Origin of the sequence: Micavibrio aeruginosavorus ARL-13 (assembly GCF_000226315.1) — a bacterium.
In the GTDB taxonomy this organism is placed as follows: Bacteria; Pseudomonadota; Alphaproteobacteria; order Micavibrionales; family Micavibrionaceae; genus Micavibrio; species Micavibrio aeruginosavorus_B.
Window position 1 is genome coordinate 204175 of the sequence record NC_016026.1, and the last position, 14495, is coordinate 218669.

A 14495-nucleotide genomic window follows, 5' to 3' on the forward strand; every position below is an offset into this window, starting at 1 on the left:
TGACCCTGTCCTCAATTAAAATCTGCTCGTCATGTTTTCGCCCCAGCCTGCACCGCGGCCTGTCATCTGACCAATAATGCTGCCGCCTGAGCTGAAGATAGAGTTGGTGCCCAGGAACGCGTTCCGGGTCAAATTCTCGGCCGGCGGCTGCAACTGGTCGCCGAAGGATTCGACCGAGCCGTGCATCCAGCGCAGGATGCTTTTCGGGATCAGGTCGATCAGCTTAAAGGTCGATTGCGCAATCATATAAACAACCAGCGCATACAGGATCGTATAGAAAAACTGATCGATAATGCCGCGGTAATAGGCGACGCTGCCGGTGCTGTCGGCGGCGACGGCCTGGGCATTGGTGTGGTTAAAACCGGCCAGGTTGGAAATAACCAGCTCGAACATGTTGTTCAGCGTGCGCACCAGCGCATAGAACACCACAATGGATGCGATCAATCCAAACACGATCAGGATCGGGCGGATAAACACCTCCACCAGCAAATAATAACCGTTCATTGCGGCGCGCCCGGGCAGGCCCTCGCCATCAATTTTCAAATGCGCCAGCGCCCACAGCGGGACGCCAACCATGGCCTCGAACACCCCTTTGATCCACCCGCCGACGGCAAAGAAGAAATACAGGAACGGCATAAACGGAATAACGTAAAACAGCACCAGCCCGATGCTCAGGCCGATCATGCCAATCCCCAGCAGGAAGCCGGATACGGCCTTGCCCATGGCGCCAACCATGGTGCCACTGGTGACCAGCCCCAGAATGCCCGAACCAGCGGAATAGCCCAGAACCGTGACGCCATGTTCCACCAGTGCCCGCCCCAGCGACGCCAATTGCGCCAGCGGATAGACGTGTTCGTTGCGGCGCATGTCCCACAACCCCTCCATCCCGAACAGGACATAGATGAAGTCCATAATCTGGTTGCCAGTGGCGGGGCGACGGCCGCATCCGATGTCACTGGAAATTGCACCGTACGATGAATCGCCGCATCCGTATGTGGTGTCGTTCCATGAAACGAAGGCCTGGTGCATGGCTTGCGCCATCGGGAAATAGGCCGGATCGGGCAATTCCACCTGGCTGTTATCGGAATGGTGCGGCTCGAACCGTTTGTTCCCGGTAAAGGAACTGTCTTCCTTGCGGTGGGCAGCCTGGATCAGTTCCAGAATATGCGGATATTTCGTCGGTTGCGGCAGGTTAAAGACCGCGGCCGTCAAATCGCCGTTGACCTGGGCAATTTTGTTGTACCAGATGGCGGCCCCGCCCCAGCCATAGATTTTGGCATCCTCCGCCCATGGGTAATTGCCCATCTGGGCATAGGCATCACGCAGCGCGTCCTCAATCCAGTACCGGTAATCGGTCAGGATGAATTGCTTTTCTTCCTCGGTCGGAAGCGGCGCGGCCGGGTCGCGGTTTTGCGGCAGGTAGCGGCGGTTGATGTTCTTGGCCCAATCGCCGATATACACGAAATCACTGCCCGTGCCGGTGCCCGGGCTCTGCGTTTTCATGTCGTACCATCCGAATTGCAGGATGTTGACGATATAATTCTTGGTGATCATGTCGACCGGCGATTCTGTCGCCAGCGTGGTGCCGGTTGTGATGCTGGGTGCCCCCTGCGACATGATTTTATAGGTCATTTCACCGCAATAGGGGAAAACATACCCTTTTTCATTTTTATATTCTGTCGGATTATGCTCGCCAAAACGCACGATCATGTCGCCGCCAGTCCATGCGGCGATCTCCTGAACGGTCATGTTCATATCGTCCAGCAACATGTAAACCGGGGCGGGGTTTGTGGTTCCGCGCACGACATAGGCTTGAATATCCATGTTGTACATCGCGCGATAGGCGTCGACGCAGGTGGATACGACGGTGAAGAACTGGAAAATATCCTGCGGCATCGACGGGAATTCCGGGATCGATGTCAGCGAGTTCGGCTCGCCCAGCAAAGTGGGGGCCGTGATGTTGTCGACGAAACGGTTCCATCCGTTGGTGGCAAACCCCGATCCCCATTTCGCGGCATGCAGCGTGATATATTGCGCCGAGTTCAGGCCGTACGACACCGGGATCAACAGGCCCAGCCCCGCAACAATCCGCAAAGGGGCCCAGACACGGTTAAAACGGCGGCCAAACGGTGTGCCTGTTTCCGCGGTTTCCACGACAATGTTGACGATCAGATACAGCACAATAATCGTGGCAACGATCAGCAGGGCTTCGCTGTACAGGGCGAACATGTTCTGCATCGCGCCGTGATAGGGAAAGGGCCACGGTCCGTCACTGACCGAACTGCCGAAGCAGGCGACGTTTTGTTCGACGCATGACCCGAACAGGCCCGGAACCCCGAACACGCGGTCCAGCAGAACATAGGCCAGGTCATTCGTCGGGTCCGCCGGTGTGAACCAGCCAACGAAATCCGTGGGCATGGCCCCGGCGGCCTTGGCCGATCCGATAAAAAGCGCCCCGGCCAACAGGCCGAATTGCAGGACCAGCAGGACAAAACCGAGCAGAAGCAAAAAGAAAATCGCAATCTGGTCGACATGCTTGCGGTCGAATTTCAGGTTGGATGCGGCCTGAAACACCACATTGTGCAAGCCAAAGCGTCCGAAATTTTCGGGGTTCAGATAAGGGTGCCCGGCGGGCAACAATCCGACACTGCGGTAAATCAGGGCCGTGAACATGGCAATGTACCGGAACCCGCCCGCCATCAAGTCCCGCAATCGCGGCGCGATTCCGGGAAGCAGGGTAAATTTGAAAAACCCTTTCGGGGTCAGGTTCATGCTCATTCCACTTTGTGGTTGCCCACGTTGTCTTTCAAGCCACAGACCGCATCCAGATGTGATGCGGCCCGTGAAGGTTTAAACTGTATGCCGCCACGGGGATCGCGGCCGTTATGGTGTGCCGCCACCGCCGGTTATGCGCGATCCGCCGCCGCCGCCGGGCCCAATATTGCCAATCACGGTTCCAGCGGCATTGCCCGCCAGTCGTCCGCCGCTGGTCAGTGTGCCGGCCAGCTGACCGGACATGGTCATACCACCCATCGCGGCATATTGGACCAGACCTTCCTTGGCGTCGCCCTGAGCATCGGCAAAGCCCTGAACACCCGAACCCATCCAGCGCAGGATGCTCTTTGGCACCAAATCGATCATTTTGAAGCAGGACGTTGCGATCATATAGACGACGATCGTGTAAACGACGGTGAAGAAAAATTCGTCAATGACGCTGCGTTTAAATTCCAGCGGCGTGCCGCCGAACAGGGTCGCGCCCGCATCGGTGCCATCAAATCCGGTCAGGTTGTCGGTGACCAGCGGGAAGATTTCGTTCAGCACCCGCACCATCGCCGAGAAGATGACGATACTGGCCAACAAGCCAAACACGGTCAAAATCGGCCGGATGAAAATTTCAAAAATCATGAAATAGCCGCTCATCGCCATATCGCCGGGCAAACCATGCCCGTCGATTTTCAGGTGGGCCAGCGCCCAGAGCGGCACACCCACCATGGCTTCGAACACGCTTTTTAACCATGTTCCGACGGCGAAGAAGAAATAGATGAACGGCAGGAACGGCAGAACGTAATACAGGATGAACCCGACGGTTAGGCCGACCGTTGCCAGGGAGACCAGCATGCCGCTGGCGACGTTCAGGAACGCGCCCATCCCGGCGAATTGCGGAATTTTTTCAAACAGCCCGCCACCGACCGAGAAAATCGTCGCGGCGAACAGGTTGCGCACTGTGCTGTCAACGATGCCCTTGCCAATACCGACCAGCTGCGCCAGCGGGTGAATGTCTTTGTTTTCCCGCATGCTGAACAGCCCGTCCGTGCCGAACAGGAAGTTCAGCGTGTCCAGGATGATGTTATTCTTCGGCGTAACATCAGAATCCATGTAGATGCCGTCTTCGCCCCAGACCTTGAAGGCGTAGTACAAAACTTCCGCGACCAGATAATCATTCGGATCTTCGAATTCAATGGCGTTACCATCCGACTGGTGGGGAGCGAAATATTCGTTCCCGCCCAGGTTTTCGTCGTGCATACGGCGCGATTCTGAAATCGTCTGCATCGGAACAGGCAGGCGGTTCGGTGATGGCAGGTTGAACGCCGCACTGAACAGCGCGCCATTCATCTGCGCAATGCTGTTGTACCAGATGCCGGCACCGCCCCATCCTTTGATCAGAACTTCTGGCGGAACGCTGAAGCCGCCGGCGGCAATCATGTTGTTCCGGGCGTCGGTGACTGTTGCATCGAACTGGTCGTGCATGTCCCGGATCAGCTGGTCGATGAACGGGGCGCGGACGCCATCATTACAATTGATGTCGGCGTTCGATGTGTTCAGCGTACAGCCACCCTGGCTGTTGGGCAGTTTTTTATAGGCCATGACCTCGGCAAAATCCGCGATGCGCGGGTTCTGCCACAGGAACATGATCATGTTGAAATATCCCTCCTGCACCTCCAGCGCGCCGACTTGGGTGACGGCGTTGGTGCGGATCACAACCTCACCGCAATAGGGTTTGATCCCGCCGGTGTTCTGGTTGAAATTCATGCGCCCGCCCGTGGGGTCGGCGGCACCGAATGAAATGATGATGTCGTTGTTTTTATAGAATTGCAGGGCGGTTTGGTAAAACCCGGCGCTGTTGGTGGGGATTTGTTGGTTGATCAGCGGGTTTTTCACCAGATAGGGCTCAATGGTGAAGACAACGTTGCCGCTGTTGCCCTGGTTGTTCAACACGCGTTCATAGGATTCTTTACAGGTGCGGGCCAGCGCCATGAATTTGACGATGGCGGCTGTATCGGGGATGGAGGGGCGTGCGACCAGGCTTTCATCCGATGTGCCCAGACCGTTGGTCAGGCTTTCGTTAAACAGCAGCCAGCCATTGGTGGCCAGGCCGGAGCCCAGTTTCGCCGCATACAGCGTGATGTACTGGCCCGAGTTCAAACCGTTTGCGATCGGAACCAGCAAGCCAAGCGCCACCACCAGACGGATCGGGGCCCAGATATGGTTGAACCGTTTGCCGAACGGCGTTCCCGTTTGCGCGGTTTCACCGACGATGACCAGCACGTAATACAAAACCACAATGACCGCGACGATCAGCATGGCCAGGCTGTAAAACTGGAACAGGCCGTGCATGGCGATGTGGAATGGTGTCGATGCGTAAGAGCCGAACATGCCCGGTACACCCAGAACCGTGTGCAACAGGATGAAAGCGATATCGTTATCCGGGGCGGGGGTGGAGAACATGCCGCCGCCAAAGGTCGGGCCCGCCGCATGCGCGGTTTGTAATACCAGCCCCATGGCCAGCAGAACAAATTGCAAAACCAGAATGATAAATCCGACCAGCAACGCAAAGAAAATCACGATCTGGTCGATGTTCGACCGGGTCATTTTCAAATTGTTGGCGGCCTGGGCAATGACGTGGCGAACGCCATATTTCCCGCGATTGGCGGGATCAAGATAGGGGTGGCCATTGGGCAGCAGGCGGACCGCATTATAAATGGCGGCCATCAGGAAGGCGAGCCAGCCAAAACCGCTTTCGGCAAAGCTGCGGATCCGGGGGATAATCCCCGGCATAAAAGCATAGGCTAAGACCTGTTTTCCGCGTATTTCCTGCACTATTTCCACCACACCCGGCTTTACCACACCCGGTTTGATTTTAAGCCGGGATAGATAAAATTTTATTAAATTTTTAATTCGCCTTATTTATCCACATCCTACCATAAAATCAGGCCCTTCGGCCAAAGGATTCCGGGGGTGCGAGCCAAATCAACAAGGCGGCTCCGGACTGTATGGCGCGGTATGGCGGGCGGCGGGGCGTTAAGGATTGTTTTCCCGAATAAAAACAGAGTGTTGTGTTATGGTAATATGGTCGGTGCGGGGAAGATGTGGTGCAACCCGTCCAGATTGGCCAGCAACCACGCCAGAACCATCCCGAAAATCATCACCCGCCAAAGATAGGGGTAAAAGGTTCGGGTGGTTTCGACCCCGGTGATGGCCTCCATGGCGTAGCGCAGGATCCAGTATCCATCCAGCCCGGGCAGGGGGATCAGGTTCAGCAATCCGATCATGATTGACAGCAATGCCATCATAAACAGGACACCATGCACCCCGGCGACCAGCCGCAATCCGTCCCCGATGACTTGTGTTTCGGGCCTGATGGTGGTGCGGTCCAGCGGCCAGACATCGCGGAACGTGCCAAAGACGCCGCGCGCCAGCCGCGCGAAATCATGCCACCCGGTAATAACCGCCTGTTCAAATGTCTGCAGGCGATACATGTCACCGCGTATCCGTCCCATATAAAGCACGGCCGGGTCGGGCATGGTGTCCAGCATCAGATCCGCGTTGGTCTCGGGATCGATATAGATGCGGTATGGCACGGCTTGCCCGTTCGTTGAAAACAGATCCAGCACAACGGTTTTTCCGACATGCTGTTTCAGGGCGTCAAACGCGGCCTGTCGGGTGGGTGTGGCGATGCCATCCACCGCGCGCACAGCGCTCAGATCCATTGGGTTATGCTGGGCAATGGTGCCCAGCCGCCCATGGGCGCGGTCAAAGCCGCGCAAATCCGTATATTCATCCCACCGTGGGGTCAGCGCGATGTCCGTCATCGCGCCATCCCGCATCAGGCGCAGGGTCACGTCCTGATCCATCGGCGTGCGCAGGGCGTGCACGATGTCTTCGTACCGTTCCACGGGCTGGCCCTGGAACAGGATGATCTGATCGCCGGGCACAATACCGGCCCGGTCTGCGGGGCTGGCCACTTGTACGGCGGTGACGATGGGGCGCGTCGATGGTTGCCCGATCAACGCATAAAACCCGACAAATAAAACATAGGCGAAAAAGAAACTGGCCGCCGGCCCTGCCAACACCATGAAAAACCGGAACCACGCCGGACGGCGCGCAAAATCGTCGGGGGTTTCGCGGTCGGGGTCGGTCAACTGGACCATGCCGCTGAACGGAAAAATCTTGATACTCCACCGCGTGCCGTATTTATCGGTGCGGCCCCACACTTCGCGGCCGAAGCCCAGCGACACGCGCGTGACGTGCACGCCCAGCAAACGGGCCATCAACAGATGTCCCGCCTCATGCGCCAAAAACACCACACCCAGCGACAGCAGGAACAGAAGAGTAAAAACGATCTGGCTGTCGATGGGGAGCATGGTTGTCAGGCCTTAGCCCGCGCGGCGCAGCGGTTTGTATTTGATCCGGTGCGGTTGGTCCGCATCGCGGCCCAGGCGACGTTTGTAGTCTTTCTCGTAATCTTCGTAGTTGCCTTCGAACCACGTGACTTGGGAATCGCCTTCAAACGCCAGAATGTGTGTGGCTAGACGGTCGAGGAAGGCGCGATCGTGCGAGATGACCACGGCGCAACCGGCGAATTGTTCCAGCGCTTCTTCCAAGGCGGCCAATGTTTCCGTGTCCAGATCGTTGGTCGGTTCGTCCAGCAGCAGAACGTTCGCGCCGGATTTCAGCATCTTGGCCAGATGGACGCGGTTGCGTTCACCGCCTGAGAGCGATCCAACTTTCTTCTGCTGGTCCGGCCCGCGGAAGTTGAACGCGGATACATAAGCCCGACTGGGCATTTCGATTTTGCCCAGTTTCAAAATATCCATGCCGTCGGAAATTTCTTCCCAGACGTTTTTATCCCCGTCCAGCGCGTCGCGGCTTTGGTCGACATAGCCCAGTTTGACGGTTTCACCAACGCGGAACGACCCTTCATCAGGCTGTTCTTGTCCGGTAATCATGCGGAACAATGTGGATTTACCGGCACCGTTCGGACCAATCACGCCCACAATCCCGCCCGGCGGCAATTTGAAGGACAAGTTTTCGATCAACAGGCGATCGCCAAACCCTTTGCGTAAGCCTTCGGCCTCGATAACCACGTTGCCCAAACGCGGCGGCGTCGGGATAACGATCTGCGCGTTGCGTTGATCGCTTTTTTGCGATTGGGCCAGCAAATCTTCATACGCGGCGACACGGGCCTTGGATTTTTTACGGCGGCCTTCGGGGGATTGTTGAATCCATTCCAGTTCGCGCGACAATGTTTTCTGGCGCTCGTCTTCCTGTTTGGATTCCAATTCCATCCGTTTGCGCTTGGCGTTCAGGTAGGCGGAATAATTGCCTTCATACGGAATGCCGCGGCCACGGTCGACCTCCAAAATCCATCCGGTGACATTGTCCAGGAAGTAACGATCGTGGGTGACCATGACAACCGTGCCCTTGTAATCGGTCAGGAAGCGTTGCAACCACGCGACAGATTCGGCGTCCAGGTGGTTGGTCGGTTCGTCCAGCAGCAGCAGGTCCGGCTTTTCCAGCAGCAGGCGGCACAGCGCGACGCGGCGGCGTTCACCCCCGGACAGTTTCGTCACATCGGCATCCGCCGGCGGACAGCGCAACGCGTCCATGGCGATTTCAATCGTGCGGTCCAGTTCCCAGCCATCAACGGCGTCGATCTTTTCCTGCAACTCGCCCATCTCGGCCATCAGGGAATCATAATCGGCATCCGGCTCGGCCATTTCCACGCCGATGGCGTTGAAACGGTCGACCATGTTTTTCACGTCCTTCAACGCTTCGGTGATGTTCTCGACCACGTTTTTCGTCGGGTCCAGTTGCGGTTCCTGTGCCAGATAGCCGACGCGCGCGCCCTCGGCGGCCCAGGCTTCACCCGTGAAATCCTTGTCCACCCCGGCCATCAATTTCAACAGGGTCGATTTACCGGCCCCGTTCGGACCCAGAACGCCGATTTTCGCCCCGGGGAAAAACGATAACGTAATGTTTTCCAACACCTTTTTGCCATTCGGCCAGGTCTTGGACAAACCATTCATCACGTAAACATACTGATACGACGCCATCGCGCGCTCCGCTTCTCACAAAAAAGGGCTGAAATCAGCCATAAAACCGGAGGGCACTATAACAGAGGGGGCCTAGAAGGGAAGATGCGGCGGGGTGTTTTTTGCTCAAAGCCTGCCTTGGATACGGAGCTGGTGATGTCAGGATTCTGTCTATTGTTCAGGTGTCCCATGTTAGTAGCTGGAGCTCAAGTTCTTGTGTGTTTGAGGCGATAACACCCATAATTTTTTCATATACCGGCGAGGTCGTACCGGTATCTGAATGGAGGTCGAGGTAGAGCCCAGTTGCCTCTCTTGATACGTCATTTATGACTTTGCGCAGTGCTTTGTGCATGAGTGATGGCGCAATACCGATAGATGCTGCGAAATTTTTCCAGTTACGGGCAGACATGGTGTGAGGCATGTAATGACCATCGATTTTCATAGCCATTCTGAATTTTCCGTTCTTATTGTAAATTTCTGTGCAGAGCAAATCATAAAAAGGCGCGAGGGTTTCGGCGCCATTTCTGTAAAGAATGGAAAAATTCTTTGCGTGTGCATCTCCATTACCGATAAGAACGTTAAAAATAACACCATATAGGAATGTGAGCTTGTCTTTTCCGGGCATGCTTCCTGATCTTATTCGTTGATCTAAAAGATTGAAGCATGCTTCAAGGCTGGGGCCGCTATCGTTCTCATATTTTAATTCTGGGGGAATGTGTAAAGCCTGGCAAAAATCTTCCTGATGCAGTCGTGCGACTTCCCCCGTTTCGTTTGTTTCCCGATCATAACGAGTTACGCAGTAATAGGGGTTTTGATCTACATATAGAATTTTTGTGTCAGGTGCAGGTAAACCAATTTTTTGCGCAAGCCGCATGCAAAAAAATTCATTTTGCACAGAATTTTCAGCGCCTTTTATTGGAGGCTTTATTATGTGCGTTGATGGGGTTTGTCCTGTTGGAAGGGCTATTTTTTTACCAACAAAAGAAACCATAAGTTTGTCTTGTGCGCCAGCGCCAGACATACGGATACCTTCCTCACCGACAAGGAATGGACGATGATTGAGCGACGATAAAATCTCTGCCGCCTCAGTATCGCTCAGGACTTTGTAGGTTGGGTTGGTTGTATTGTTTAGGAGGTCATGCTCTTTGTACAATGAGACTGCGCCAGCGCAGTCGCCGCCAACGGCTTCCAGAAGACCAAATATATTTTCAGGGGATAGTTTTAAGTGTTTTGCTAAATGCTTACGTACGTCTCCATCAGGTAAAAGTCCCGAGAAGAAGGGGGCTGCTGCATGGTGGGAAAATGTTTCTTTTTGTATGGGTAAAGATACTGATAATTTCGGGGCATCTTTTTTTTCGCAATAAGCCCCATCGTATGCGAAAGACAATGTGCCGGAATCAGACGTGAGTGCCCCAACGTATTCTCCGCGTAAATAGACGCGCAATTTTTCGAGAGGTGTTGCTTGCATGGCTGTTTATTTTTTCCACTTGCTCAGTGCGTACAGGGCGATGCCTAGTGCGGCAAGCACCAGTAGAACCTTTCCAAGTTCAAGTGTTGTTTTGCCTTGTTCCAGTTCGCTGATAAAGCGCCGTCCTGTTCCGGTTAGTCCGGCCAGCTCTTCTTGGGTTAAATGCTGTTCCTTGCGTGCCTCTCGTACAATTGCGCCCAGCTCTTTTGGGTTTGGTATGATTTGCTCCATGATACCCTCTGCTTGATCCCGTACGGTATCAATATAGGGCGAAAAAGTTAAAAACAAACATTTTGTTACCGTTCGGGAGCATTTCTTCTGTTTTGCTTGCTGTAATACATATTTGCTCCCGAGCGGGATCATTTTGTGGGCCTTTTAGCAGCCTGTTCATTTTAACCGCTATATACTATCCTATAAAAGTTAGTTTTCGCGCCACAATATAGGAAAATATACCCATGTCCCGTGAACAATTGTCGCAGGATTCCCTGTCCGAAGCCACGCGCAGCCGGGCGTCGTTTTCCGGGCATGGCAATGCCAAGGGGGCGGCGGGGTATCGGGTGCCGTCAACCGATCCGGATTGTGAATTCCTGTCCCAGGCGGGGCAGATGAGCGTGATCAACCCGCGCGAAGGTGGTTTCCCGAAAATTCGTATCGGTGCGGCGTGGGATAATATTCAGGTGCAACAGGCCGGGTTTTTCAGCCGCCTGCTGAAAAAAATGTCGAAGCAGGGTGTCGATGTCGATCTGGGTTGTCTGTATGAATTGCATGATGGTCGCCGTGGGGCCATTCAATCCTTTGGTGATTTGTATGGCGCGTATAACGATGCGCCGTTTGTGCATCATACGGGCGATGAACGCACGGGTGATAAAGACGGTCTGGACGAAATCATTGAGATCAATGGCGCGCGCTGGGGCGAGGTAAAACGCATTCTGGCTTATGTTTACATCTATCATGGTGCGCCGGACTGGGATGCGATCCGGCCCCAGGTGCAATTGCTGATCCCCGGTGAAACGCCGATGATCGTCACGCCGCGTGTGGACCGTAACGATTTGTCGGTCTGCGCCGTGGCGATGTTTGAAAATCGTGAAAACGGTATTCGCATCACCAATCACACGGAATATTTCCCCGGTCATGCTGAAATGGACCGGGCGTTTGGTTTTGGTCTGGAATGGGAAGGGGGCAGTAAATGAGCGGCGGCATAGGCGATGATCCGTTCTGGAACGAAACAACAGCGGGCGATAATGATTTTGAACGTCCCATCGACATGATGGGCGATATGGGCGGGAATGGAAATGGCGGGGCTCAAAACACGAACCTGCCGGACAGCGGTGTCGACATGATCGGTGATCTGGCCGCATCCGCGCCTGCGCCGGCGCCTTCACCCTCCGATTTCCATCTGGTGGAAAAGGGCGATTATTTCGATCTGGTGAAAAAGGTTCCGTCCCTGCGCCGTATCATGATTGGTGCAGGCTGGGACCATAAAATGCTGGAAACAACCAAGATCGACGTGGATTTAAGCTGCTTCCTGCTGGATAAGCAGAACCAGACCCGTGTGGATGAGGATTTCGTTTTCTACAACAACGAAAGCGGATGTGACGGGGCCGTGCGCCATAGCGGCGACAGCCGCACCGGTGCGGGCGATGGCGATGATGAATCGCTGTTCATCGATCTGAACGGTCTGCCGTTCGATGTGTTGCGTGTGATGATCACATTGTCGATCTATAACGCGGCCGAGGCCGAACAGCATCTGGGTATGGTGCGCAATATCTATCTGCGCGTCGTGAACGAAGAAGACGGCAATGAAATCGTCCGTCTGCAGATGGATGAATCCATGCTGAACGGCGTTGCCGGGATGCAGGTCGCGTGCCTGGTGCGCGAAGGGCCGAAATGGTATCTCGAGGTGCTGGAAAACCCAGTCAAAGGCGGCTTAGGTGCGATCGCGACCCAGTACGGAATTATCGTTGGCGCCGGCGCGTAAGCCGCGTTTTTAAAGGGAAAAGAAGAGGGCCGTCAGGATTAAAACCCGCGGCCTTTTTTCATGTCCAGCAATTGGCCCGGGCGGATTTTCGGGGACTTGCCGCCGCCGCCGCCATATTGGTCGTGGAACCGTTCGCGGCTGTGGAATTCTTCTTCGATCAGCGCATCAATATCCGGCATCTGGTCCAGCTTCATAAAGCGGGCCACGGCACCGAAGAAGTTGCAGCATTTTTCTTCCCAGTTATAAATTTCGCGGTCGATCGGATCGCCCTTCAACCGGGCATTCACGACATCCCAATCGGCCCCAACAACGGGTTTGCACTGGAACCAGATCACCTGTTGCATCGGCGGCTGGCCTTCGGCCGGGATGTCAACCATCAACTGAATTTCGGCTTCGCATTCATTCGGGTCCATGCCCATGCGGATTTCGGCGCTGCACGTCGCACCCGTGGCCGGATCATACACGGTCAGCGGATAGGTTTCGTAAGGCGACAGCTCATAGCCAACGCCCAGACGGTCCATCATGTTGCGGAATGTTTCGCGCATGGTTTTGATTATACTCCCGATCCGGTCAAAATACCCTGAAAACCGCCGGAATCATAGGGCCAAAGCACCCTATAACCGGGTTTTCAGTCCTTAACCGTGGCGGTGCGGTGTTTCTTGTCACGGAATTCCAGCGTGATATCCGATCCCTTGGCCAGCGCATCGGCATTCGATACGGGCGTTCCCGCCGCATCACGCACCACGACGAACCCGCGATCCAGCACCCGTTCAAACGACAGGGAATCCAGAACGCGGACCGTGGCGGTCAGGGTGCGGGCTTTGTCCGGCGTGATGGTTTGGGCCGCGCGGATCAGACGTTCGGCGCGCTCACTCAAACGACGCCCCGCATCCTCGACAATCTGGCGTGGGTGGCGCAAGGCGGCGGACAGACGGTCTAGTTTCGCAATGCGGGCCTGCACGGCCTTGTCAAAGGCGGCATCCAGACGGTGGATGGCGTGATCGGCGGCCTGTGTTTTGATCTGCAGCAATTTTTGCGGATCACCCAGCCGCGCGGCCAAGGACACTACGCGTTCATGGTGGCGATCGGTGATGCGGTTCATGCCGCCCATCAAACGACGGGCATCATCCATGATCTGGGCCATCAACTCGGCGCGCACGGGCACGGCCATTTCGGCGGCTCCGGTCGGTGTGGGTGCGCGCATATCGGCGGCATAATCGATCAATGTCGTATCGGTTTCATGCCCCACCGCTGAGATCAACGGAATAGAACAGGCGGCGGCGGCGCGCACGACGATTTCCTCGTTAAACGCCATCAAATCTTCGAGGCTTCCGCCCCCGCGCGCGACAATCACCACATCCGGGCGCGGCACGGACCCATCGTGCGGAAGTGCATCAAACCCGGCAATGGCCGCCGCAATTTGCGCGGCGGCATTATCGCCCTGCACCGCGACGGGCCACAACAACACATGGCGCGGGAACCGATCATTCAAACGATGCATGATATCGCGGATCACCGCACCCGTGGGTGATGTCACCACGCCAATCACGGTGGGCAAAAACGGAATGGGTTTTTTGCGGGCGGCGTCAAACAGGCCTTCCGCCGCCAGTTTTTTGCGGCGGTCTTCCAGCATTTTCAGCAACGCGCCTTCGCCCGCCAATTCAATGGAATCAACGATAATCTGATACCGTGATGATTTCGGATAGCTGGAGACTTTACCGACGCACACCACGTCCAGCCCGTCTTCGGGGCGGATGGACAGTTTCGAAAGGTTGCCCTTCCAACAGACGATATCAATGACCGCATCCGCATCCTTGATCGTGCCATACAAATGGCCAGAGGAGGCCAGCTTCAAACCGGATAATTCCCCGCGCACCCGCACGCGACCAAAGGATTCTTCCAACGTCCGGCGCAACGCATTGGCCAGATCCGCGACGCTCATTTCAGGCACGTTCGTGCGCATGGGTGCGGCTGCCGGGGGTTCCGCAGGTGTTTGCTTCGCGCTGGGAATGGGGTCCCCAACGGGCGCGGGATTGGGTGGTGGGTCGAATAACGTGCGGTTGGTCATGGCGGGCATCTTAGGGCCTGGGCTCTGGCTTGTCATTCCCGCGAAAGCGGGAATCCATACGTTTTTGCCGTTCTTTCCGCTGGATCCCCGCTTTCGCGGGAATGCGGATGAAGCAAGCTCAAGAATATGAAAATTCTGGCGTTGGGTCTGGCTTTTGGGCTATGACAG

10 protein-coding genes are annotated in these 14495 nt (G+C 55.6%); 2 read left to right on the forward strand and 8 right to left on the reverse strand.

The features are described from left to right. Window positions 1-15 precede the first annotated feature (15 nt). From MICA_RS00920 to MICA_RS12280, 6 genes are all read right to left on the reverse strand, one after another. Window positions 16-2772, reverse strand: coding sequence for a DotA/TraY family protein (locus tag MICA_RS00920; protein WP_236619929.1), 2757 nt, complete (start codon window positions 2770-2772; stop codon window positions 16-18). A gap of 111 nt (window positions 2773-2883) precedes the next feature. Next, window positions 2884-5556 carry a DotA/TraY family protein gene (locus MICA_RS00925; protein ID WP_148260395.1) on the reverse strand — a complete coding sequence of 891 codons (2673 nt, stop codon included), beginning with the start codon at window positions 5554-5556 and terminating at the stop codon, window positions 2884-2886. A 281-nt stretch (window positions 5557-5837) separates the two neighbouring features. After that, entirely contained in the window at window positions 5838-7142 is a 1305-nt protein-coding gene (locus tag MICA_RS00930) for a M50 family metallopeptidase (RefSeq protein ID WP_014101768.1), read from the reverse strand. Between the two features lie 12 nt (window positions 7143-7154). After that, a complete protein-coding gene (ettA, locus tag MICA_RS00935; RefSeq protein ID WP_014101769.1) occupies window positions 7155-8834 on the reverse strand; it encodes an energy-dependent translational throttle protein EttA in 1680 nt (559 codons plus the stop codon). 157 nt (window positions 8835-8991) lie between these two features. Continuing rightward, window positions 8992-10281, reverse strand: coding sequence for a type II toxin-antitoxin system HipA family toxin (locus MICA_RS00940; RefSeq protein ID WP_014101770.1), 1290 nt, complete (start codon window positions 10279-10281; stop codon window positions 8992-8994). 6 nt (window positions 10282-10287) lie between these two features. After that, window positions 10288-10644, reverse strand: a complete 357-nt coding sequence (locus MICA_RS12280; RefSeq protein WP_236619930.1) for a helix-turn-helix transcriptional regulator — start codon at window positions 10642-10644, stop codon at window positions 10288-10290. 92 nt (window positions 10645-10736) lie between these two features. Here MICA_RS12280 and MICA_RS00950 point away from each other — a divergent pair, with 92 nt between their 5' ends. Beyond that, the gene (locus MICA_RS00950; protein ID WP_014101772.1) at window positions 10737-11471 is read left to right on the forward strand and encodes a hypothetical protein; all 735 of its coding nucleotides are present in this window, start codon (window positions 10737-10739) and stop codon (window positions 11469-11471) included. After that, window positions 11468-12259, forward strand: a complete 792-nt coding sequence (locus tag MICA_RS00955; RefSeq protein WP_014101773.1) for a TerD family protein — start codon at window positions 11468-11470, stop codon at window positions 12257-12259. Before MICA_RS00950 ends, MICA_RS00955 begins: the two co-directional genes overlap by 4 nt. 38 nt (window positions 12260-12297) lie before the next feature. Here the strand turns inward: MICA_RS00955 and MICA_RS00960 are convergent, their stop codons facing one another. Together MICA_RS00960 and xseA are read right to left on the reverse strand one after the other, a co-directional pair. Beyond that, window positions 12298-12804 (reverse strand): hypothetical protein, encoded by a 507-nt coding sequence (locus MICA_RS00960; protein ID WP_014101774.1) that lies wholly within the window; start codon window positions 12802-12804, stop codon window positions 12298-12300. A gap of 83 nt (window positions 12805-12887) precedes the next feature. Beyond that, a complete protein-coding gene (xseA, locus tag MICA_RS00965; RefSeq protein ID WP_236619931.1) occupies window positions 12888-14327 on the reverse strand; it encodes an exodeoxyribonuclease VII large subunit in 1440 nt (479 codons plus the stop codon). Between the last annotated feature and the right edge of the window lie 168 nt (window positions 14328-14495).

Excerpts from the sequence above, each read along its gene's own strand:
- MICA_RS00920 (WP_236619929.1), bottom strand. The coding sequence starts at position 2,772 with ATGAACCTGACCCCGAAAGGGTTTTTCAAATTTACCCTGCTTCCCGGA.
- MICA_RS00925 (WP_148260395.1), bottom strand. The coding sequence starts at position 5,556 with ATGCCGGGGATTATCCCCCGGATCCGCAGCTTTGCCGAAAGCGGTTTT.
- MICA_RS00930 (WP_014101768.1), bottom strand. The coding sequence starts at position 7,142 with ATGCTCCCCATCGACAGCCAGATCGTTTTTACTCTTCTGTTCCTGCTG.
- ettA (WP_014101769.1), bottom strand. The coding sequence starts at position 8,834 with ATGGCGTCGTATCAGTATGTTTACGTGATGAATGGTTTGTCCAAGACC.
- MICA_RS00940 (WP_014101770.1), bottom strand. The coding sequence starts at position 10,281 with ATGCAAGCAACACCTCTCGAAAAATTGCGCGTCTATTTACGCGGAGAA.
- MICA_RS12280 (WP_236619930.1), bottom strand. The coding sequence starts at position 10,644 with ATGATCCCGCTCGGGAGCAAATATGTATTACAGCAAGCAAAACAGAAG.
- MICA_RS00950 (WP_014101772.1), top strand. The coding sequence starts at position 10,737 with ATGTCCCGTGAACAATTGTCGCAGGATTCCCTGTCCGAAGCCACGCGC.
- MICA_RS00955 (WP_014101773.1), top strand. The coding sequence starts at position 11,468 with ATGAGCGGCGGCATAGGCGATGATCCGTTCTGGAACGAAACAACAGCG.
- MICA_RS00960 (WP_014101774.1), bottom strand. The coding sequence starts at position 12,804 with ATGCGCGAAACATTCCGCAACATGATGGACCGTCTGGGCGTTGGCTAT.
- xseA (WP_236619931.1), bottom strand. The coding sequence starts at position 14,327 with ATGACCAACCGCACGTTATTCGACCCACCACCCAATCCCGCGCCCGTT.